Source organism: Streptomyces sp. NPDC048600, assembly GCF_055587025.1.
The window spans coordinates 17417-39138 of the sequence record NZ_JBVJGZ010000009.1 but is presented as its reverse complement, the minus strand read 5'-3'; the positions used below and the strand labels follow the sequence as shown (position 1 = coordinate 39138).

The 21722-nt window shown below is 70.1% G+C and carries 19 protein-coding genes; 9 read left to right on the top strand and 10 right to left on the bottom strand.

Annotation, left to right across the window (positions count from 1 at the left end; translation table 11 throughout):
* Positions 1 to 10: 10 nt before the first annotated feature.
* The gene (locus ACZ6SQ_RS14730) at positions 11 to 640 is read right to left on the bottom strand and encodes an RNA polymerase sigma factor (protein WP_469561098.1); all 630 of its coding nucleotides are present in this window, start codon (positions 638 to 640) and stop codon (positions 11 to 13) included.
* Between the two features lie 259 nt (positions 641 to 899).
* Between ACZ6SQ_RS14730 and ACZ6SQ_RS14725 the strand changes: the two genes are divergently transcribed.
* Both ACZ6SQ_RS14725 and ACZ6SQ_RS14720 read left to right on the top strand, forming a co-directional pair.
* Positions 900 to 1163, top strand: coding sequence for a hypothetical protein (locus ACZ6SQ_RS14725; protein WP_469561095.1), 264 nt, complete (start codon positions 900 to 902; stop codon positions 1161 to 1163).
* Positions 1164 to 1410: 247 nt separating this feature from the next.
* Complete coding sequence (locus tag ACZ6SQ_RS14720; protein ID WP_469561092.1) at positions 1411 to 2280, top strand: hypothetical protein; 870 nt, start codon at positions 1411 to 1413, stop codon at positions 2278 to 2280.
* Positions 2281 to 2363: 83 nt separating this feature from the next.
* Here ACZ6SQ_RS14720 and ACZ6SQ_RS14715 read toward each other — a convergent pair whose 3' ends face one another.
* From ACZ6SQ_RS14715 to ACZ6SQ_RS14685, 7 genes are all read right to left on the bottom strand, one after another.
* Positions 2364 to 3356 (bottom strand): LacI family DNA-binding transcriptional regulator, encoded by a 993-nt coding sequence (locus tag ACZ6SQ_RS14715; protein WP_389325233.1) that lies wholly within the window; start codon positions 3354 to 3356, stop codon positions 2364 to 2366.
* A gap of 106 nt (positions 3357 to 3462) precedes the next feature.
* Positions 3463 to 5634 carry an alpha-galactosidase gene (locus ACZ6SQ_RS14710; RefSeq protein ID WP_469561658.1) on the bottom strand — a complete coding sequence of 724 codons (2172 nt, stop codon included), beginning with the start codon at positions 5632 to 5634 and terminating at the stop codon, positions 3463 to 3465.
* Positions 5635 to 5690: 56 nt separating this feature from the next.
* On the bottom strand, positions 5691 to 7772 hold the full coding sequence (locus ACZ6SQ_RS14705) for a beta-galactosidase (RefSeq protein ID WP_469561655.1): 2082 nt from the start codon (positions 7770 to 7772) through the stop codon (positions 5691 to 5693).
* On the bottom strand, positions 7766 to 8665 hold the full coding sequence (locus ACZ6SQ_RS14700; protein ID WP_469561089.1) for a carbohydrate ABC transporter permease: 900 nt from the start codon (positions 8663 to 8665) through the stop codon (positions 7766 to 7768). Before ACZ6SQ_RS14700 ends, ACZ6SQ_RS14705 begins: the two co-directional genes overlap by 7 nt.
* On the bottom strand, positions 8662 to 9573 hold the full coding sequence (locus ACZ6SQ_RS14695; protein ID WP_469561087.1) for a carbohydrate ABC transporter permease: 912 nt from the start codon (positions 9571 to 9573) through the stop codon (positions 8662 to 8664). The genes ACZ6SQ_RS14700 and ACZ6SQ_RS14695 overlap by 4 nt, the downstream gene beginning before the upstream one ends.
* A 62-nt stretch (positions 9574 to 9635) precedes the next feature.
* Complete coding sequence (locus ACZ6SQ_RS14690) at positions 9636 to 11000, bottom strand: ABC transporter substrate-binding protein (RefSeq protein ID WP_469561085.1); 1365 nt, start codon at positions 10998 to 11000, stop codon at positions 9636 to 9638.
* 420 nt (positions 11001 to 11420) lie between these two features.
* Positions 11421 to 12341 carry a hypothetical protein gene (locus tag ACZ6SQ_RS14685; RefSeq protein ID WP_469561083.1) on the bottom strand — a complete coding sequence of 307 codons (921 nt, stop codon included), beginning with the start codon at positions 12339 to 12341 and terminating at the stop codon, positions 11421 to 11423.
* A 732-nt stretch (positions 12342 to 13073) separates the two neighbouring features.
* On the opposite strand from ACZ6SQ_RS14685, the gene ACZ6SQ_RS14680 reads away from it, so the two are divergent.
* The 4 genes from ACZ6SQ_RS14680 to ACZ6SQ_RS14665 all read left to right on the top strand — a co-directional run bounded on the left by ACZ6SQ_RS14680 (position 13074) and on the right by ACZ6SQ_RS14665 (position 16953).
* Complete coding sequence (locus ACZ6SQ_RS14680; RefSeq protein ID WP_469561080.1) at positions 13074 to 13586, top strand: winged helix-turn-helix transcriptional regulator; 513 nt, start codon at positions 13074 to 13076, stop codon at positions 13584 to 13586.
* A 291-nt stretch (positions 13587 to 13877) separates the two neighbouring features.
* On the top strand, positions 13878 to 14714 hold the full coding sequence (locus ACZ6SQ_RS14675; protein WP_469561076.1) for a crotonase/enoyl-CoA hydratase family protein: 837 nt from the start codon (positions 13878 to 13880) through the stop codon (positions 14712 to 14714).
* 38 nt (positions 14715 to 14752) lie between these two features.
* Positions 14753 to 15982: an acyl-CoA dehydrogenase family protein gene (locus ACZ6SQ_RS14670; RefSeq protein WP_469561074.1), complete on the top strand. Its 1230-nt coding sequence runs from the start codon at positions 14753 to 14755 to the stop codon at positions 15980 to 15982.
* Positions 15983 to 16176: 194 nt separating this feature from the next.
* Complete coding sequence (locus ACZ6SQ_RS14665; protein WP_469561073.1) at positions 16177 to 16953, top strand: SDR family oxidoreductase; 777 nt, start codon at positions 16177 to 16179, stop codon at positions 16951 to 16953.
* A gap of 179 nt (positions 16954 to 17132) precedes the next feature.
* Here the strand turns inward: ACZ6SQ_RS14665 and ACZ6SQ_RS14660 are convergent, their stop codons facing one another.
* Positions 17133 to 17813 carry a hypothetical protein gene (locus ACZ6SQ_RS14660; RefSeq protein WP_469561070.1) on the bottom strand — a complete coding sequence of 227 codons (681 nt, stop codon included), beginning with the start codon at positions 17811 to 17813 and terminating at the stop codon, positions 17133 to 17135.
* 315 nt (positions 17814 to 18128) lie between these two features.
* Here ACZ6SQ_RS14660 and ACZ6SQ_RS14655 point away from each other — a divergent pair, with 315 nt between their 5' ends.
* Both ACZ6SQ_RS14655 and ACZ6SQ_RS14650 read left to right on the top strand, forming a co-directional pair.
* A complete protein-coding gene (locus tag ACZ6SQ_RS14655; RefSeq protein WP_469561066.1) occupies positions 18129 to 18410 on the top strand; it encodes a hypothetical protein in 282 nt (93 codons plus the stop codon).
* A 125-nt stretch (positions 18411 to 18535) separates the two neighbouring features.
* Positions 18536 to 19102, top strand: a complete 567-nt coding sequence (locus tag ACZ6SQ_RS14650) for a YcxB family protein (RefSeq protein ID WP_469561063.1) — start codon at positions 18536 to 18538, stop codon at positions 19100 to 19102.
* A gap of 44 nt (positions 19103 to 19146) precedes the next feature.
* On the opposite strand, the gene ACZ6SQ_RS14645 is transcribed toward ACZ6SQ_RS14650, so the two are convergent.
* On the bottom strand, positions 19147 to 19938 hold the full coding sequence (locus tag ACZ6SQ_RS14645) for a SigB/SigF/SigG family RNA polymerase sigma factor (protein WP_469561061.1): 792 nt from the start codon (positions 19936 to 19938) through the stop codon (positions 19147 to 19149).
* Positions 19939 to 20408: 470 nt separating this feature from the next.
* Between ACZ6SQ_RS14645 and ACZ6SQ_RS14640 the strand changes: the two genes are divergently transcribed.
* Positions 20409 to 21692, top strand: a complete 1284-nt coding sequence (locus tag ACZ6SQ_RS14640; RefSeq protein WP_469561058.1) for an ABC transporter substrate-binding protein — start codon at positions 20409 to 20411, stop codon at positions 21690 to 21692.
* The last annotated feature ends 30 nt before the right edge of the window (positions 21693 to 21722 follow it).

The window sequence follows — 21722 nt, the reverse complement described above, 5'->3', positions numbered from 1 at the left end:
GAGGGTGTGCTCAGGCAGGGGGATCCATCACCCGGCGCAGCGAGTGCAGTGCCCTGCGGATGTGACTCTTCACCGTGCCCAGGGGCAGACCCGTCTGCTCGGCGATCTGCACCTGTGTCATATCGCCGTAGATGGCCATGCCCAGCAGGCGGCGCTGGACCGAGGTCAGTCGCTCAAACTTCTGGAGGACCAGTACCCGGTTGACGGCGGCCTCGCTCTCGTCGACGCCCCAGTTGCGGACCGCCTCCTCCCGCTGGGCCGCGGACGCGTTCTCGATGTCCGTGCGCCGCGCCCGGGCCGCGTGCGCGTCCGCGATCGAGTGCCGGGCGATGCCGACGAGCCAGCCGCCCAGCGCCCCGCGCTCCGGCCGGTACCCCGCGCGGCCGCGCCACGCGGCCAGGAACACCTGCTGGGTGACATCCTCGGCGTCGTGGGTGTCGCCCAGGGACCGCCGGGCGAGCGTGTACACGAGGGCGCCCCACTGCTGGTAGGCCTGGGCGAGCGCCTGGTCCTCGCCCGCACGGAACCGCCGGGCGAGCTCGGCGTCCTCGTACTCCTCGCGGGGCGTACCGGTCTCGCTCGCAGGCGTGTGTCCGGCGTCGGCCCCCAGATGCAGGACTGGCCAAGCAGTAGCCATCATCAGCTCCCGGGTCGTCGAACAGCGTCTAGACGACCGTCCTCCAAAACGATGCGGTGCGGCAATTCGCATCGTTCATGCATCGATATGGCCGGATGCCGTTCTCGTAGCGCGCCAGGAACTGCATCCTCGACCGGCGTAGCAGCGGAACATGCAGTGCGCTCGCTCGCCGGGAGCGAGCGCGCCGAAGGGAAACCGGTCAAGCCTGGCCTTCTCCGCTCCCACGTCCCCGCACTCCGCCCGGCACACGTGGAGGTGGAGCATGGCCGAGCACCTGGACGCGCAGCAGCTGAACGACCTCGCGCTCCGCTCCGATGCCCGCCCCACGCAGCGGCAGGGCGACCACCTCGAGCGGTGCGCAGAGTGCCGCGGCGAGCTGGAACAGCTGCAGCGAGTCGTGCGTACGGCGCGAGCCGTGACGACGGAGGACCTTCTTGTCGCCCCGCCCGAGCGCGTATGGCACTCGATTCAGGCGGAACTGGGGCCGGGACCCGACTCGACGACGGCACTCCGACCGCGTACGTGAGCCAGGCTCGTCCTGACCGTCGTAGAGCCCCCCGCTGTACGACGACGGCGGAGGGCGTGATCAGGGCCGCCATCAGCGAAGCAACAAATTCCGACGTGTTTTCACAACATCTTTGAACAATAGGACGCGCCTTCTCGTACCTTCCCGCGAACGCAGGCGCCGCGTTCGTCAGCACAGGAAGCAGAGGTCCGGGCACGCCCCACCACGGGCAGTGATCCCGGCCTCCCCGACCGAGTGAGGCATCCGCATGTCCAGGGCACTTCCGAAGTACAACAAGCGCCGGATCACTGTCATAGGCGGTGCGGCAGCGGTCGTGCTGTCCGGCGCGGTCATCGCCGGGTCGGCGCTCGCCGGGCAGAACCCCGGCAAGAAGGCCGCCGACACCGGCGCGTCCCAGGGGACCATCACCTGCCCCGAGGTCGGGTCGAGACTCCCGGCCGTCCCCGCATCGGCTCAGGCGGAGGTGACCAGGAACCTCCAACTGCTGGACACCCAGGTCCGGGAGGCCAATCAGCGCCTGATCGACACGGTCGGCCAGGGTGGTCCGAACTTCGTGCAGAACGCCATCCTCGGCCCGCTCGAGAGCAAGCGTGTCGCCACCCTGAACCGCATCGAGACCGCGATCGGCCGCGCCGCCGCCAAGCCGGAAGGCCTGGAACGGCTGGCTCCCTGCGCGCTCGGCGCCGGCGGCGCCGCCGGGGGAGGGGCCGTGGAGGCCCCGGGCGACGCGGCGGGCGACGAGGACGAGGCGGGCCAGCAGCCCGGTGGCGGCCAGGATGCCGGGGAGGACCAACAGGCCGGGGGCGGTCAGGAGGCTGGCGCCGCGGGCACCATCACCTGCCCCGAGGTCGAATCGAGTCTCCCCGCGATCCCCGCCTCCGCCCAGGCGGAGGTGACGCGCAACCTCCAACTGCTGGACACCCAGGTCCGGGAGGCCAACCAGCGCCTGATCGACACGGTCGGCCAGGGTGGTCCGAACTTCGTGCAGAACGCCATCCTCGGCCCGCTCGAGGACAAGCGTGTCGCCACCCTGAACCGCATCGAGACCGCGATCGGCCGCGCCGCCGCGAAGCCCGAGGGCCTGGAGAAGCTGGCCCCCTGCGCACTCAACTCCTGACCCGGGCCTCCGGTACGGCACGAGTCGTACCGGAGGCACAACGGACCTCCGCACTCCAGCCGGGGTGCGGCTCGGTCACCGGGTCAGACGGAAGCCCGCGCCACGAACTCGGCCTTCACATGCACCGTCTTGTGGACCTCGCGGCCGTTGAGGCGCTCGGTCAGCAGGCGGGCGGCCGCCCGGCCGACCTCGGCCGCCGGGTACCGGATGGTGGTCAGCTTGGGGCGGACCAGAGAGGCGAAGGACGCGTCGTCGTGACCGATCAGGGCCACGTCGCCGGGGATGTCGATCCCGAGGTCGTGTGCCTTGTCCATCGCGCCGACGGCGATCACGTCGTTGCCGCAGAAGACCGCGTCGGGACGGTAGCGGCGGCTCATCAGCTCACCGAAGCCGGCCGCTCCAGCCTCCCGGGTGTGCTCACCCCTGACCACCAGCTCGTGCGGCAGTGACATGCCGAACTGCAGGGCGAGGGCGCGGAGGTGCTCGAGCCGGGGATCTCCGCCCGTGGCGTCACGGGGACCCGCGATCATGGCGATACGCCGTCGCTGTGCCGCGGCCACCTGCTCCAGCGCACGCCGGGTGGCCGCCCGCGCATCGGGTGTTACCAGGTCGATCGGGCCGAAGGACACGTCGGCGCTGACGACGACGGGCAGTCCGGCGTCCGCGAGCGGCTGGAAGTCCCGGGGCTTGAGGCGGAACGGGGTGATCACGACACCGGCGAAGCGCTGCTCGACGGCCTCGGCCAGCAGAGCCCGCTCCTCGTCCCGGCGCGCGCGGGTGCTGCACACGACGACATGCAGCCCGAGGCCCCGCAGTTCCTCCTGGAGGGCTCCCGCGAGCTGGGCGAAGAAGGGGTTGGCGATGTCCGGCACGATCAGCGCCACCAGGCTGGACCGGCCGGTGCGCAGACTGCGCGCGGTGGCGTTGACGGTGAAGGACAGTTCCTCGATCGCGGCCTCCACCGCCGCCCGTGTGTCGGGGGCCACCGGCCGCTTGCCCGAGAGCACATAGGAGACCGTTGCGGAGGACACCCCGGCCTTCCGCGCAACATCGGCCATGGTGACCCGCTCTCGCACTGCTCACGCTCCCTTCGACGGCCACCCTACTTCAGGTTCCTACGGTCCCGTAGGCACGGAGAACGGCAGGCCCACGGCACCGTGCGAGGGTGTCCGGCACCGGCATCTAGCCCGCCCCTCCCGGGAGTACGGCCGAAGCGGAAGGCTCGCCGACAGGTGCGCCCGCGCCGGGCTCGACGCGGCGCAGCCGGATCAGCGCGCTCGCGCAGTCCCCCGGCGGCAACGCGGGCAGCGGCAGGCCGAAGCCGGTCAGCGTGGCCCCGGACCGCTCCAGGCCGGTGTCCTCGTCGCGGTACCGCGCCTCGGGCGGCAGCCCGCGCAGCCGCAGCGGAGGCGGCTCGAGCCCGAAGCCCGTGCTGGGCCGCCACACCAGTACGACCACACGGTCCCCGTCCTCGGCGACGTACTGCACCGCGGTCAGCGGCCCCTCCTCCGGCGCGAGAAGACGGAACTGCCGGCCGTGCTGCACGACGGGCCGGATGTCCTTGTAGACGCGGATCAGCTCGGCGGCCTCCGAGCGCTCGGAGGCGGTCCAGCGCGTCAGGTCACCGCCGAGCCCGAGCACCCCGGCCATGGCGCTGTGGAAGCGGAAGCGCAGGGGAACGGCGCGGCCGGTCAGCGGATTGGGACTGTCGGTCACCCAGGCCGACATCACACAGGCCGGGTACACCTGGCTGAAGCCGTGCTGGATGGTGAGCCGGTCCACCGCGTCGGTGTTGTCGGAAGTCCACACCTGGTCGGTACGGCGCAGTATGCCGGGGTCGACGCGACCGCCGCCGCCCGCGCACGCCTCGATGCGCAACTGCGGGAAGGACGACCGCAGTTGGTCCAGTACGTGGTAGAGCCCACGGGCGTGTTCCACATGGACGCGTCTGGCGTCCGGCCCAGGCCCCCGCGTTCCGGCTTCGGTGAACGACCGGTTGAAGTCCCACTTGAGGAAGTCGGCCGAGGACTCGTCCACGAGCCGGCGCAGGGTCTCGAGGGCCCACGTGGTGACCTCCGGCCGCGAGAAGTCGAGGACGAGCTGGTTCCGCAGTTCCGTGGCGGTGCGGTCCGGTGCGTGCAGGACCCAGTCGGGGTGCCGGCGGTACAGGTCGCTGTCGGCGTTGACCATCTCGGGTTCCACCCAGAGACCGAACGCCATGCCCAGGCTGCGGACTTCGTCGGCGAGGGGGCGCAGCCCCCGGGGGAAGCGGCCGGGGTGCGGTGTCCAGTCGCCGAGTCCCGACCGGTCGTCCTCTCGGCCGCCGAACCAGCCGTCGTCGAGGACGAAGAGTTCCGCGCCGAGCTCGGCGGCATGACGCGCGAGAGCGATCTGGTTGTCCTCGCTCACCTGGAAGGAGGTCGCCTCCCAGGAGTTGTACAGCACGGGCCGCAGCTCACGCGGGTGCGGGAGGACGTGCTCGCGCAGGTGACGGTGGAAGGCTCGGCCGGCGCCTCCGAAGCCGTGGGCGGTGTGCAGCCCCAGGCTGATCGCCGTGCGGTGCGACTGGCCCGGGGCTAGGCGCAGTTCGGTGCCCTCGTGGCCCTCGCCGACGGCGACCGAGACCTGGCCCGCGGCGGTGCGCTGTGCGGTGATGCGCCAACTGCCGCTCGCGGCGAGCGCGACGGTCCAGACGTCGCCGTGTTCCTCGCCCGCGTCGCCGGGGTCCAGTGACACCCAGGGGTTGGCGTGGTGGGACGTGTGGCCGCGACGGCTGCCCAGCACCGTCTCGCCGACGGCCAGCCTCGAGCGTTCGAGCCGGCCCTCCGCGGACCAGCCGCCGTGCACCGCGCCGAGCCGCCAGCCCGTCCGCCGGGGCATCGGCCAGTGGGCGCAGGCGTGGCGGAGCAGCAGGATGTCACCGTCGTCGCGGGTGCCGGTGTGCGTGAACTCCGCCCACCGCTCGATCATGTCGCCGCCCGCGGGGACACGGTAGTGCAGGTGCCAGGACAGCGGCCGGACGCGGTCGTGCAGGCGGATCACCAGGTGGTCGTCCGCGAGGAGGGCCATGTCCTGGACGGTTGCCTCGACGGGGCTGGAGCCGTCGGCGAAGCGGACCTCCAGGGCGGGTACCCCGAAGCGGGCACCGCCGTCGTGCGGGTACTCCTCGACTCCGTCCCAGCGTCCGGCGAAGCTGTTGTCGTGTTCGGCCCACACCGACAGCAGGGCGGCGTCGGCGAGGGGAAGAGGGGCTCCCCAGTGGACGTGCCGGACCGTGCCCTGCGCCCGGTCCACTCTGAGGACATAGGCGCTGTCGGCGGTGCGCAGCAGCACGGTTCCGCTCGCCTCGTCCATCTGCACGGGGAGTGAGGCTGTGAGGGGCGATGGGGCCGAAGCGGTCGGCGGGGTCGTCACGTGGACGCTCCTTGAGGGCTGTGCCGGGTGCCGGGGCGCGGGTCCGCCGGGGTGGACGCGAGTTCCTCACGGATCACCACCACACCTCCGGGCGGCACAGCGGCCTGTCCGTCGGTGACGTGGGCGCCGACGAGAGCGAGACCGGTGACGGGGAGGCGGATCGCTTCCTCGGTGTGGTTGATCAGGAAGAGGTAGTCGTGCGGTTCTCCGCTACGCCGGACCGCTTCCAGACCGGGCGGAGCGTCGACGACCGGGGTCGCCCCGGCCTCCGCGCACAGGGTGCGGAGCAGTTTGCCCAGCGTGTTCATCGGCAGGCGGCAGGCCGCGTACCAGGCGGTGCCGCGGCCGTAGGTGTGCCGGGTGACGGCGGGGCCGCCCCGGGCCGGGCCGCCGTCGGGCGTGTCCGAGAAGCGGAACTCGGGCGTGCAGCCGCGGGGTTCGACGCGCTCCGCCCAGTGCCGGGCGTACGACCCGTCCTCGAGCCGGGCGGCCTCACCGGAGCGCAGGGGCAGGTACTCGTCCACTACGAGGCCGAGTACGTCGCGCAGCGCGCCCGGATAACCGCCCAGGTGCACCCGGTCGTACTCGTCGACGACTCCGCTGAAGCAGCCCACCGCGAGATGACCGCCCTGGTCGACGTACCGGGTGAGGTTCTCGGCGTCACCGTCGGACAGCAGGTAGAGGCTGGGCGCGAGGACGGCCCGGTAGCCGGAGAGGTCGGCGCCGGGCGGGACGAGGTCGCAGGTGATGTTCAGACGCCACAGCGCCTCGTACCAGTCCCGGACGGCGTCCAGGTAGGACAGGGTGTCCGACGGCCGGGCCGCCAGTTCCAGGGCCCACCAGCTGTGCCAGTCGAACAGGATCGCCACGTCACCGCGCACCCGAGTGCCGGTCACCTCGCGCAGGGCGGCCAGTTCGGTTCCCAGTGCCTTGACCTCCTTCCAGACGCGGCCGTCGGTGCCCGCGTGCGGGAGCATCGCGGAGTGCCACTTCTCCGCTCCGGCGCGGGACTGCCGCCACTGGAAGAACATCAGGCCGTCCGCGCCGCGGGCGAGGTGGGTCAGGCTGTTGCGCCGTGTCTCGCCCGGCCGTTTGGCGACGTTGACGCCCTGCCAGTTGACGGCGGACGTCGAGTGTTCCATGAGGAGCCAGGGGCGGCCCGCGGCCATGCCGCGGGCGAGGTCGGCGTTGAGCGCCAGGTCGATGTGCGCGTCCGGGTCGGCCGCCGGGAGATAGTGGTCCACGGAGACGACATCGCAGGTGGCCGCGAAGGCGTATCCGTCGATCTTCTTCTCCAGCGTGCCCATCACATTGGTGGTGAGAGGCACCTGAGGGGCGAGCCGGCGCAGGATGGCGGACTCCTCGGCATGCCGGGCGAGCAGCGCGTCGGAGGAGAAGCGGCGGTAGTCGAGCTCCTGGCCGGGGTTGCGGAACGCGGTGGTGTCGCGCGGCGGGTCGATCTCCTCCCAGTCGCCGTAGCGCTGGCTCCAGAAGTCCGTTCCCCAGGCCTCGTTGAGCGCCTCCAGGGTCTTGTAGCGCTCCTGGAGCCAGGTACGGAAGGCGGCGGCACTGGTGTCGCAGTAACACAGGGCGTTGTGGTTGCCCCACTCGTTGTGGACGTGCCACATGGCCAGCGCGGGGTGGCTGGCGTAGCGGGCCGCCAGTGCGGTGACCAGGTCGTCGGCGGCCTGCGCGTAGGCCGGACTGCTGGGGCAGAAGACCTGACGGCTGCCGTGCGCCAGTCGGCTGCCCGAGGCGGTGACGGGCCGGGCGTCGGGGTGCTGCCGGGTGAACCAGGGGGGAGGGGCGGCGGTGGGAGTGGCGAGGTCGACGGCGATGCCGTGCTCGTGCAGCAGGCCGAGGACCTCGTCCAGCAGCCGCCAGTCGTACGCGCCGGGCCGCGGCTGGATGCGGGACCAGGAGAACACACCGACGGTCACCAGGTTGACGCCCGCTTCGCGCATGAGGCGCATGTCCTCGTGCCAGACCTCCCGCGGCCACTGCTCCGGGTTGTAGTCGCCGCCGTAGGCGATCCCGCCCAGTCGTCGGGTCACGTCGGCGAGGGAGGGGTTCACGATTTCACGGCTCCAGCGGCGAGTCCGGCGCGCCAGTAGCGCTGCAGAAGGAGGAAGGTCAGCACGATGGGCACGACGGATATCAGTGCGCCCACGATGGTGAGGGTCTGTAGTTCGGGAAGGCGGCTGGTCTGTGACTGCCAGGTGAACAGGCCGAGGGTGACCGGGTAGAGACGGTCGTCCTGCAGCATCACCAGCGGCAGCAGGAAGTTGTTCCAGATGACGACGAACTGGAACAGGAACACGGTCACCAGGGCGGGCGACATCAGGCGCAGCGCGATGCTGCGGAAGATGAGGAACTCACCGGCCCCGTCCATGCGGGCGGCCTCCATCACCTCGTCGGGCACGGACGCGGCGGCGAAGATGCGGGAGAGATAGACGCCGAACGGGCTGACGACGCTGGGCAGGAACACCGACCAGAAGGTGTTGGTGGCGTCGGCCTCCGCGAAGAGAAGGAACAGCGGCAGCGCCAGCGCGGTGGCGGGGACGAGGACACCGCCGAGGACGACGGAGAACACCGCCTCGCGCCCGCGGAAGGAGTACTTGGCCAGGGCGTATCCGGCGGCGGCGGCCAGGAGTGTGGCGACGGCCGCTCCCGCACCCGCGTAGAGGAGGCTGTTGAGCAGCCACCGGGTGAAGACGCCGTCCTGGTGGCTGAACAGAGCGGACAGATTGTCGCCGAAGTGCCAGTCGGCCGGCAGGAAGCCGGGTGTGGTGACGAGGTCGCTCTGGCTCTTGGTCGAGGAGACGAGCAGCCAGTAGACCGGCAGCAGCATGTAGACGGCGACGACGATCAGGAACGCCGTCGCGGCCACGGCCGGCACGGGCGAGTTCCGCCGGCGGGGCGGTCGGCTGAGCGTGGCGTGGGCACCTTCGGTGCGGGTGAGCAGACTCATCCCTGCCTCCTGGAAGTGAACCGCAGGAATGCGAACGACAGCGTGAACGTCACCACGGCGAGGATGACCGACAGTGCCGCCGCCTCGCTGTAACTGTCGCCGGAGGCGAGCGAGTAGGCGGCGAGGTTGGGCGTGTAGGTGCTGGTCACACTCGTGGAGATCGCGCGGAAGACCTGCGGCTCGGTGAACAGCTGGAAGGTGCCGATGATGGAGAACACCGCGGTGAGGGTCAGCGCGGGGCGGATGATGGGGATCTTGATGCGCGTGGCGATGGTCCAGCCGCCGGCCCCGTCCACCCTGGCCGCCTCGGCGATGTCGGTCGGTACGGCCTGGAGCGCGGCGTAGAGGATGAGCATGTTGTAGCCGGTGTACGTCCAGGTCACGACGTTGCCGATGGACCACAGGATCGCGTCGGGACCGAGCAGGTCGACCTCGGCGCCCAGCGACCTGAGCATGTCCACGACGGGCGACAGCCGGGGATCGTAGAGGAAGGCCCACATCAGCGCGGCGACGACGCCCGGGATGCCGTACGGGACGAAGTAGACCAGGCGGAAGAAGCGCTTGGCACGGGCGACCGCCGAGTCGAGCAGCAGGGCGAGCACCAGGGCGAGGGCCAGCATGACGGGGATCTGGACGAGGGCGAAGGCGAGGACGCGCAGCACGCTCTCGGTGAAGTAGGGCTCCTTGAGAACCTGGGCGTACTGGCTCGGTCCGGCGAAGACCGACTCGGTGCGGCCGAAGGTGCCGCCGGTCCGCTCGGTCCTGTGCAGGCTCTGCCAGAACGCGTAGCCGACCGGCACGAGGGTGAACAGGAAGAACGGAATCAGGAACGGCGTGAGGAAGGCGTAGGGGGCGAGGGTACGGCGCCGACGTCTGGGCGCCGCGGCCGGCACGGTGGTGGGAGTCACGGGAAGCCTTTGCGTTCGCACTCCCTGCCGCGTCGCGGCAGGGAGTGGCGGGAGGGGACCGGTCAGCCGCCGGTCACGTCGAGTGCCTGCTTGCGCAGGGAGTCGGCGCTCTGGCTGCCGGTGTCCTTCAGGACGTCACCGAGGGTGCTCTTGCCGGCGATGACGCCCGCCGTGCCGTCGCTGAGGTAGCGGTAGGTGTCCGTCATGGTCGGGCCCCAGGTGAAGTCGGTGTCCACATTCGCGGAGGCCTCGGCGAAGACATCGAAGATCTTCTGCTTGCCGTAGAAGTCGACGGGCTGCTTCAGCGCGGGCAGTTGGAGGCCCGCCTCCGCGGCCGGGTAGAGGCCGCCTTCGCGGTTGAGAATCTCCAGCGCCGTGGGGTCCGTGTTGAGCCAGAGCGCGAACTTCGACGCCTCCGCCGGGTGTTCGGTGTCGCCCAGCACCGCGGTCGTGGACCCGCCCCAGTTGCCCGCCTGGCTGTCCCCGGCCTTCCACTGCGGCATCGGGGCGACCGCCCACTTGCCGCTGGTCGACTTGGCGTTGTCGCGGATGGTGCCGTAGCCCCACGCGGCGCTGATCCAGGTGACGACCTCGCCCGAGTTCCAGGCCTTGTACAGCGCGGGGGAGAAGCCCTGGAGGTCGGTGGCGACGAGCTTGTCGTCGATCATCTTCTGCCAGTAGTCGGCGACTTCGCGGCTCTCGGCGCGGTCGACGGTGACCTTCCACGCGTCGCCCTCGCGCTCGAACATGGTGGCCTTGTTCTGCCACAGCAGTCCGGTGAACCAGTTGGGGTCCGTCTGGGAGAAGTGGGTGATGTACCTGCCGGCCTTCTTCAGCGTGCGGGCCTGCTCGGCGTACTCCTCCCACGTGGTGGGCGCCTTCAGGCCGAGCTTGTCGTACACGTCCTTGCGGTAGAACAGCGCCATGGGGCCGGTGTCCTGGGGAACCGCCCAGACGCCGTCCTTGCCGTCGGCCCCGAACTGCACCTGCGACCAGGTCCAGTCGACGAACTTGTCGCCCGCGGCGCCCACCCCGGGGCAGGCCGATATGTCCTTCAGTCCCTCCTTGAGCCGGAAGCTGGCCAGGGAGTCGTACTCGATCTGGCCGAGGTCCGGGGCCTTTCCGGCCTTGAGGGCGTTGGAGAGGTTCTGGTAGGTGCCCGCGTTGCCCGAGGGCGTCGTCTTGAGCTTGACCTGGATGTCCGGGTTCTGCTTGTTCCACACGTCGACAGCGTTCTGCATGCCCGGCACCCAGGACCAGTAGTCCAGCGCGACCTTGCCCGAGGCGGGCTCGCAGGACGCACCGGCCGCGCCGCTGTCTCCTGCGTCGCCGCCACCCGCACCGCACGCGGTCACCGCGGTGAGGGCCAGGGCCACTCCGCCGTAGACGCAGCGTCTGGCCAGCGAAGTGTGATCACGCATCGCCATGAGGTTCCTCCTTGCGAAATGGGGCCCGCTCCGACGAAGCGGTGCGCAAACCTGACTGCAAAATCACACAGAAGTCAACAGCTTCCTCGACACTCGCCGAAGTCAGAACCCCTTCGTGATCACCGCGTGACATTACTCAGCGTGAGAGAACCTCTTCTGACCTGCGAATTCATCGGCCGCGGCAGCAAGGTGTGAGAGCTCACCTCCCCTTGCGGAATCGATTACGCTACGGTTCCAGCCGAGCCCGATCACGAGGGAGGTCGACGACGCGCACGAGTCCGCCGCGAAGCCGCCGTCCGGCCTCGCGCGAAGCGCGGTTCACCGTCCTGAGCAGCGGTCTTTTGCCGACGGCGTGCTCAGCCCCGGAGGGGCACAAGGGCTTGCGCGGGCGGCCCGGCCGGTGCGCCCGCGCCGCAAGGCTCACACGGAGGCGCGCATACCGAGAACCAGGCCCACCACGACCGCCGCGACGAGGACGGCGAGAGCCATGTGCAGCGTCGTGGCCGGCCGAGACGGCGCGGAGTGACGGTGAGCGGCTTCCCGTACGACTGCCGGCCGGGGCACCGGTGTGGCTCGCTCGGCGTACGCCAGACAGGAGTAGCCGACCAGGGCCGGTACCAGGGCGACCCGGGGAGCCGTGTACAGCGTGCGCAGTTCGAACAGAGCATGCTCACACCGCACACAGGCGGCGAGATGGGCGTCGAATTCCGAGCTCAGGGCCGCAGGTGGCGAGCTGCGTGCCCGCGCGTCCAGGATGCGCAGGTAACCCCTGCACTCCGGCCCGTCGCAACTGGTGCGGTAGGTGTCCAGATAGTCGCGGAGCAGAGTGGTGAGCGCGTGATCGCGGTGGTACGCCAACTCGGCGGCCTCGACACCGGCGCAGATCGCCGCGAGCTCCCTCCCGCCTGGTTCGATCTCGGTGTACCAGAGGATCTCCTGCTCGTGCTGGGGCAGCCGCCAGAAGGCGTGCGTGAGCTGGTTGGGTACGAATTCGTGCCGTATCTCATGTTCACCGGCTTCGAGGAGCCAGTGGACGAACTCCGGTTCCAGGCGCTGCCGGCGGTCGTCGTCGGCCCACTCGACCGCGTGCCGTCGCATCAGGAGCAGGAGGCTGTGCCGCACCGCTCTCGGCCGGACGCGGCCCGCCGCGGCGACCCGGACGGCGGTCGACAGTGTCTGGTGACAGAGCTGAGCCGCGAAGCGCTCCTCCGGTACGCACAGCCGGGCGTACTCGAGGAGCGTCGGCAGATGACGGGCGCGGAGCACCTGCAAGGCCTCGAAGGCGGCCGAGCCGCGTAACGAGAGTCCGGCCACCAGATCGGCGTCGGAGGTGGTGGACATCGCGTGCGTCCAAGGGTGTGTCTCATGGTGCTGGGGCATGTGCACTCCCGCGATGGCTGAGGGCGCCTGGCTATGAGACATCGCCAGGAGGATCACGAGGGACCGTGCTGGGATGCCGGGACACTATGGCATCAAGTCAGCCATCGCAGACCCTTGTTGACGCCACCTTGCTCCCCTGGCCCCATGGCGGGAACGGGTGGGGTCGGCCGTGCGGGATCGCAGTTCGACCGGGGTGCCGTGGAGGGGGAGTCGTTCGCTGCGTGAGAGTGGCGGACCGCGCCGACCAGGCTCTGGCCAGGGTGGAGGTGGCTGACGCGAGAGAGGACCGGGCGCCCGCCCGCGGATGCGTCGCCGACGTTCGGCCTTGCCCGAGGCGTTGCTCGATGGCTGGTTCCGGCTCGGTTCAGCCGTGGATCGGTCCCGGAATTCCCCTGAGAGCGGAATCGATTACGTGTGAAGCGCGGCTCTTGGTAATCCACGATGGTGTTGCCTTCGACCCAGTTCAGTGCGCTGTCGGTGCGGTGGCTGTCGCGTCACCGGCCTCCGAGGGATTTCGGACCCTGATATCGCCTTAATCTCTCATTGACTTGGTACGAGTTGCCCGGTAAGGGTTCGAAGGATGCTGTCGGCGCCGAGGGGCGGGGTGTCACCCTGGCCTGCGATGCCGGTCATCCGGGCTGCGGTGCTGGTCAGCGAAGTGCGTCGCAAGATGAGACTGATATGGTCGACGGTATGAGACGGACCTCGTTCGACGGCTGGCCCTGCTCCATCGCCCGTACCGTGGACATCCTCGGTGACGGCTGGACACTGCTCGTGCTGCGCGAGGTCTTCTACGGCGAGTCCCGCTTCGACGGCTTCATCGACTCACTCGGCATCGCCCGGAACACGCTCACCGACCGCCTTCGGCGTCTGGAAGCGATGGGCATGCTCGAGCGGTCCGTCTACCAGACCGAACCCGTCCGTCATGAGTACCTGCTGACGGGCAAGGGCCGCGACTTCTTCGGTGTGCTGAGCGCGATCAACGCGTGGGGTGACCGATGGCTGGCCGGCGACGAGGGCGTTCCGGTGAAGGTGCGGCACACCACGTGCGGCCATGACACCCAGGCGCGGGTCGTGTGTTCCTCCTGCGGTGAGCCGCTTCGTCACGAGGACGTGGCCGTGCGTACCGGCCCCGGTTACCCGGAGCGTCTCCTCGACAACCCGGTTGTGCGGGCGCGGTTCGCCGACGATTCGGCGGCTTCCTGAGGGGTGGGGGACGGGTCGTGGTGCGTGACCCGTAGGCCCCGGGCCAGGCCTGCCGTTGCGTCCCTGAGGACTGTCCGAGTGACCTGACCTCGGCGCTTCGTCGCCGCACATACCGGTCATCGTCGTGGCTCAGGGCGGCCTGCGGGCGATCGGGCGAGGGGCGGTCATCGCGTCGACTGCCGTGCCCCACATGACGTACACCACGTTAGTTTCATCATGAGACTCACTTGTCCTCGCTTGGATGCCCCCACTAATGTCCCCTGAGTCTCATCATGAAACTAAGGAGGCGAGATGAACTCTCCGTCTGCATCTCCGTCTGCATCTCCGTCTGCGTCCACGTCCGCGGACGCGCCCGCCGTCACCGTCGAACGGGACGGGCATGTGCTGCTGATGGGCCTGAACCGTCCGGCCAAGCGCAACGCGTTCACCCGGCAGATGATCAGTGAGCTGGCGTCCGCCTACGGCCTGCTGGAGTCGGACGACGAGCTGTGGTGCGGGGTGCTGTTCGCCCACGGCGACCACTTCACCGGCGGGCTGGACATGCTCGATGTCGGCGCCGAGCTCGCTTCGGGTGACTTCGCCGCACCCGAGGGAGGACGTGACCCGTGGCGGCTGGACGGCACCTGGTCCAAGCCCGTAGTCGCCGCCGCGCAGGGCTGGGTGATGACCCTGGGCATCGAACTCCTGCTGGCCGCGGACATCCGTGTGGCCGCCCAGGACGCACGCTTCAGCCAGTTCGAGATCCGCCGTGGCATCTACCCCTTCGGAGGAGCCACCTTCCGTTTCCCCCGCGAAAGCGGCTGGGGCGACGCCATGCGCTGGATCCTGACCGGCGAGGAGTTCGACGCCGCGGAGGCGCACCGCATCGGCCTGGTCCAGGAGGTGCTTCCCGACGGCGCGTCAGCGCTCCACCGGGCCAAGGAGATCGCGCGCGCCATCAGTGAGCGGTCCGCGCCCCTCGGTGTACGCACCGCGCTCGCCTCCGCACACCGGGCGCGGGAGGAGGGCGACGCCGCGGCCATCGCCCACCTGCGTCCCGACATCGCCCGGCTCATCGCCACCGCCGACGGCACCGAGGGAGTGACGTCGTTCGTCGAACGCCGCCCCGCCGTCTTCACCGGCCGCTGATCCGCCCGCCCCCACCACACCTTCCCGGGAGACCCGCTGTGACCACCGTAGAGACGACCCCAGCCCTGTTCGGGCTGCCGCCCGAGATCGCCGAGGCACGCCAGTGGGCCCACGGTTTCGCCGAGAAGTACGTGCGCCCCGTGGCCGCGGAGTACGACGAGCGCGAGGAGATGCCCTGGGACGTGATCGAGGAAGCCGCGAAGGTCGGGCTGTACACCCCTGACTTCGCGCTGCAGATGGCGGCCGACCCGACCGGGCTTCTCCAACCGGTGGTCGCCGAGGAGATCTTCTGGGGCGACGGCGGCATGGGGCAGGCGGTGCTGGGCACCTTCCTGCCGGTCGCGGCCCTCTTCGGCGCCGCGACCAAGGAGCAGATCGCCACCTGGCTGCCCGAGTTCTTCGGCACCCCAGGAGACCTCGCGGTGGGCGCACTGTGTGCCAGTGAGCCCGACGCGGGCAGCGACGCCGCGGCCATCCGCACCCAGGCGCGCTACGACGAAGCCGCGGGCGAGTGGGTCCTCAAGGGCACCAAGACCTGGGCCACCAACGGCGGTATCGCCCGCGTCCACGTGGTCAACGCGGTCGCCGACCCCGAACTCGGCGCCCGGGGCCACGCCCTGTTCCTCATCCCGCCCGGCACCCGAGGGCTCAGCCAGGGCCAGAAGTTCTCCAAGCACGGGCTGCGCGCCTCCCACACCGCCGAGGTCGTCCTCGACGAGGTACGCATTCCCGCGGACCTGGTCCTCGGCGGCAAGGAGGCCCTGGACGAGCGCCTGGCCACCGCCCGGCAGGGCCTGCGTGTCCGGGTGCCCGCGGCCATGTCCACCTTCGAGCTGACCCGGCCGGGCATCGGCGCGATGGCCGTCGGGGTGGCCCGCGCCGCCTTCGAGTACGCCCTGGAGTACGCGGGCGTCCGCGAGCAGTTCGGCCGGCCCATCATCGACAACCAGGCCGTCGCGTTCACCCTGGCCGACCTCGCGATGGAGATCGACGCGGCCCGCCTCCTCGTCTGGAGCGCCAGCCACATGCTCGCCCGTGGCAAGCCGTTCACCCGCGCGGAGGGCAGCATGGCCAAGCTCAAGGCGAGCGAGGTCGCCGTCCGCTCCACCGAGCGCGCCCTCCAGATCCTCGGCGGCAACGGCTACACCCGTGACTACCCGGTCGAGCGCTGGGCCCGCGACGCCAAGATCTTCACCATCTACGAGGGCACCAGCGAGATCCAGCGCCTGGCCATCAGCCGCGCACTCTCCGGGCGCCGCATCCGCTGAGCGAGGGCGCCGCCCTGCTGTGTACCCGGCGCGGCCGGGCTGTACGAGGCGTGGCCGGGCTGTACGCGGCGCCGCCGAGTAGGTGCCCGCCGCCCCGCTTGCGCGAAACACCCTGCGCCCAGCGCCACTTCAGCCGGACAGCTGTTCGCTTCGCTGTCCGGCCACGTCCCACCTCTATCTCTCCGGAGCATCCCATGAGCACCCCCACACCCCTGCTGGCAGGCAAGGTCGCCGTCGTCACCGGCGGTGGCCGAGGCATCGGCAAGATGATCACCCAAGGGCTTCTCGAAGCCGGCGCCAAGGTGTTCATCTCCAGCCGCAAGGAAGCCGACCTGGAGTCAGCCGTCGAGGACCTGAGCTCTCTCGGTGACATCCACGCGGTTCCGGCCGACCTCGCGACGGCCGAGGGCGTGCGGACTCTGGCCTCGTACGTCCGTGAACGCGAGAGCGGTGTGCACGCCCTGTTCAACAACGCCGGCGCCAACTGGGGCGCTCCTCTCGAGGAGTTCCCCGAGTCGGCGTGGGACAGGGTGCTGTCCGTGAACGTCAAGGGGGTCTTCGCCCTCACCCAGGCCCTGCTGCCGCTGCTGAAGTCGGCCTCGACGCCCGATGATCCGGCCAGGGTCGTCAACACCGGCAGCATCGACGGCCTGCGCGCTCCCGCTCCCGGCTTCGACAACTTCTCCTACAGCGCCAGCAAGGCCGCCGTACACATGCTCACCCAGCAGCTGGCGGGAACCCTCGCTCCCGACGTGCTCGTCAACGCCATCGCCCCCGGCCTGTTCGAGTCGAGGATGACGGCCGGGATACTCGGCCTGGGCGCGGACACCGTCGCCGGACAGATCCCCCTGCGGCGCATCGGACGCCCCGCGGACATGGCGGGCATCGCCGTCTTCCTGATGAGCCCCGCCAGCAGCTACATCACCGGGGCCGTGATCCCTGTCGACGGGGGAGTCAACGCCACTCGGTGAGTCCACGGGGCCGTCGTGGCCTCGTCGAGCGGTGTGCTCACCCGGCCCGTGAGCACACTCCTCGACCCGTGCCCGCCGCCCGCAGGCCTCGGGAGGGCCCTTCAGATCGCCTTCCGCGCGCAGGTCTGGGGCGGCCCGGGTCAGACCGCCGGCCGCCCGCAGACCCGGGACAGCCGGCGTCAGACCGCCGGGTCCACGGACATCTTGACGTCGAGGGCCGCGTCGAGCCCGACCGCCGGGGCGATACCCAGCCGCGCCCTGCACGACGTGATCCGGTCGACCGCCCAGGACCGGACGGCGTCCCGGTCGTCGACCAGGTCCAGCAACTCCCGCGTGCTCTGCTGCGCGTCGCTCATCCACTGCGCGACCGGTTCCTCGTCGAGGACCGTGGTGAGGCGATCCCGGGCGACGGAGACGTCACCGACGAGTGCCGCGGCGACCCCCGCGTCCCAGGCCTCCCAGGTCCAACCTCGGTCGACTCGCTGAGATGTGAGGTCCCGGGCCGTCGCCGCCAGGTCCGGGAACCGGCGCCGGAACATCTGCGTCTTGACAACCGCTCGTTCCGCGAGATCGTCCGCCACCGACGCGAACTGCGCCTCGTTGCGGAAGTCCTTACTGGCTACCGGCAGCGACTGGACATTGAAGGCGAAGTGTCCCATGTCCTGCCACAGCCACGTCACGCCGACCTGGAGACCGCTTCCCTGTCCGGATTTCGGGGGCGAGAAGTCGACCACGCCGAGCCACCAGCCCTGATCGTCCAGCCATGTCCGGGACCGGCCTTGACGACGCAGGCCCAACGGGCGGAGCCGCGCCCCGGCGGCAGTGCCGATCAGTCGCGAAGCGGAAGAAGTGGATGCCATCCGGCTATTCTTCCCCAGGCCGCGCCGGCCCGACGCGCGGGGTCCCAGGGCAAGTCACCTGTCACGCAACGCACTTGCACCCGCCGGACTCGGGTCACCGCACTCGCCGACCGAGACAAGCGGGGACAGGACAGGCACGGTGACGGCCGTGAGACGACTCGGGGCTTCGAATCCGCAATCACCGAACGCCGGCCAAGGGCCCTGTCATACACGGCAATACCACGTCGCGACTGCCATCCTGAGGGGTCGGACAGCCCGGGCCGCCCCCGCCCGGGCCGGAACCTGGCGTGAGGACAAGGCCGAGCGGAGGCCCGCATGCTGACCAGCCACAGAGTCGATGGCGACACCCTGCACGTGACCCTGCGCCACAGCCTCGACATCGCCACCCGCGCGGCGGCCGCCCTGGAGATCGAGGCCCTCGTGCACGCCCACCGGCCGCGCCAGGTCGTCGTCCAGGTTCCCGCCGGGGATCCGACTCCCGCCACACTCAGTACAGTTCTGCGCGCCCACCGCATGTGTGCCGGTCTGGGCGTCCCGCTGACGCTGGCCGACGCGGGCACCGCCATGCAGCGCTTGTTCGCCGCGAACACGATGTGAAGGCCACCGCGCCGCGTCCGCTTCCTGCCGAGGCAGCGGCCGTTCCTCCCTGCCTCTGAAGGCGGCGGCAGCCCTGTCACCGCACTGCGATACGATCCGCTGGTTCTCGTACTCGGGGAGGAAGCATGAACGCGGGCCGCAGCGCTGAAGGAGCCCACGGAAGTGCGGAAACCTCGGGCGATGTCGTGGACGAGCGGGCCGCGGTCCAGTTGGTCTACCGGCCGCAACCTGGCGACACCCTGGTCGGTCTGAAGGTCCGCGAGCGGATCAAGCGGACCGGACTGATCCTGCGAGTCGCGTTCCTCACCCTATGGGTGGGGCAGTGGTTGCTCTCCTCCGTCGGCCGCGGAAGCGTCGACGCCGTGTCGACGGTTCTGTTCCTCTTGGTCGTCCTGATCGTGTGGGGATACCCCCGTCTCCAGGCCGCCCATGTCCAGCGGACGGTCGGATGGCAGGGCGAGTACCGCGCCACGATCTCCTCGGCAGGGATCACCTGCCGTACCGACCACAGCACGTTGGTCCAGGAGTGGCCGGTCTTCCGGGGCTACCGGGAAACGACGGGCCATTTCGTTCTGCTCAGCCGTGACCCCAACATCATGTGCCTCGACGTCCTGCCGAAGCGGGGTGCGCACGATGCCGACGGCATCGACCGGCTGCGGGCCGTCCTGGACGAACACATCGCTCGCGTGTGAAGCATCTACCACTTGATGGCGGCCCCGAACGGTGCGGCCGCCTTTCAGCCGACGTCGGCGAGGAGTTCCTCGCGCAGACGGGCGAAGCAGCTGCTGAGCAGCCGCGACACGTGCATCTGGGAGACACCCAGCCGCTCGGCGATGGAGCTCTGTGTCATGCCCTGGAAGAACCGCAGGTAGAGCAGGGTGCGTTCGCGGTCCGGGAGGGCGTCCAGGTAGGGCTTCACCGCCACCCGGTCCACGATCTGGTCGTAGCCCGGGTCGGGTCCGCCGACCGCGTCGCCGAGGGTGTAGCCGTCGGTGCCGGGCAGTTCGGCGTCCAGTGACAGGGCCGAGAAGCAGTCCAGGGCTTCCAGGCCGGTGCGGACCTCGTCGTCGGTGAGGCCGGTGTGCCGGACGATCTCTTCCACGGTCGGCACACCGCCCGGTGTGGTGGCGGTGAGTTCCTTGACGGCCCGGCGGACCTTGTTGCGCAGTTCCTGGGCGCGGCGGGGGACGTGGAGGGTCCACAGGTGGTCGCGGAAGTGTCGCTTGAGCTCGCCGGTGATGGTCGGGATCGCGTAGACCTCGAAGGCGCGGCCGCGGTCGGGGTCGTAGTGGTCGACGGCCTTGAGGAGGCCGAGCGCGGCGACCTGGTGGAGGTCCTCCAGGTTCTCGCCGCGGTTGCGGAAGCGGATGGCGATGCGTTCTGCCATCGGCAGCCAGGCGCTGACCAGCTCGTTTCGCAGTTCCTGGCGTTCGGGCCCGTCGGGCAGTTGGTGCAGCCGGTCGAAGGCCGCGGCGGTGTCGGGGGCGTCGTCATGGGGGTGGCGCTTCGTGGTGACGGTGGTGCGCACGGGAGTGCGCCTCCCTGGTCGGGTGGTGCCGTACGGGGGCCACCGTGGGAGGCAACGGGCGTCGGCTCGCAAAGGTGCCGGGGGCCGACGCGCGGAGTCCCGCGGTCATGCCTCCGGTCCGAAGCACGTGGTCCGGATGCCCTGGCGGGAATGGGTGAAACATATTTCATGAAAAGTTGTACGGTCGGCAACGGCCGGTCGCACTGCGTACGGCGCGGCCTTCCCGACGACGCCGTCCGTCCCACGGACCTGGATGTCACCCGAGACGGGCGGGGCCGGGTGTCTCCGGGGCGACCGTGTCACCGCGTTTCCGGTGTGACGTATTGGGCGGTACGTGTGAAACACCGGCCATGCGCTCTTACCTTCCGTTCTGCAGTGCTTAGGGTGGGTGCGAACTGGAACACCGCCGTGCCCAGTCCCGTACGCCGTCCCGGAAACCCGGGGCGCGAGCAGGGGGCGGCTGCCGGCGGGTGAGCGGGAAGAAGGTGCGTGACGTGCGGATGCGGCGGCTGCGAGCTCTTGCCGTACTGCCGTTGCTGGCGTCCTTTCTCTCCTCGTGCGGTGGCGACGAGGGGTCCGGCCCGCGCAGCATCGACTGGTACAACTTCCCCGACGACTCGGGCGCGTTGCAGAAGGCTGCGGACCGGTGCAGCAAGGCGTCCGGAGGCCGCTACGAGATCGTCTACCACAAGCTCCCACGCGCCGCCGACGGCCAGCGGCAGCAACTCGTCCGCAGGCTGGCCGCCAAGGACGACTCGCTGGACATCCTGGGCCTGGACGTCACCTGGGCGCCGGAGTTCGCCGAGGCCCGCTGGATCCGTGAGTGGACGGGCCGGATGAAGCAGCAGGCCACCGAGGGCACCCTGCGCGTTCCGCTGCAGACCTCGACCTGGAAGGACAGGCTGTACGCCGTCCCGTACAACACCAACACCCAACTCCTCTGGTATCGCGAGGACTTGGTGCCCGAGCCGCCCAAGACCTGGGCCGAGATGCTGGAAATGGCCGCCCGCCTCGCCAAGGAGGGCAAGCCCCACTACGTGGAGGTCCAGGGCGCCCAGTACGAAGGGCTGACGGTCTGGTTCAACACCCTCGTCAGCAGCGCGGGCGGCAGCATCCTTAACGCGAGCGCGACCGAGCCCTCGCTCGGCCCGCCCGCCGTGCGCGCCGCCTCCGTCATGCGCGACCTCGCCCGCTCCCCGGCCGGTGACCCGTCGCTGTCGAACCAGATGGAGGACCAGAACCGCCTGGCCATGGAGTCGGGTTCGGCGGCCTTCGAGCTCAACTACCCGTTCGTCTATCCGTCGATGAAGGCGAACAACCCGGAGCTCTTCAAGAGCTTCCGCTGGGCCCCCTACCCTCGGGTCGACGCCGACCGGCCTTCGCGGCCGACGATCGGAGGCATCGACCTCGCGGTGAGCGCCTATTCGCGCAACCCCGATCTCGCCTTCGAGGCGGCCCTGTGTCTGCGCAACCGGGAGAACCAGCTCACGGCCGCCCTGGAGGGCGGACTCCCGCCGACACTGCGGGCGTTGTACGACGACGACGCGCTCGTGAAGGAGTACCCCTTCGCCGGTGAGGTGCTCGCCGCTCTGGAGTCGGCGAGTGTGCGCCCGCAGACACCGGCGTACCAGAACGTGTCGATCGTGGTCTCCCACACCCTCTCGCCGCCGTCCGGGATCGATCCGGAGAGCGCGGTCGACACCATGAGCGACCAGATCAGCGATGCCCTGCAATCCAAGGGTGTGATCCCGTGAACCGCCCCCGCCCTGTCCCTTCGCCGGCCG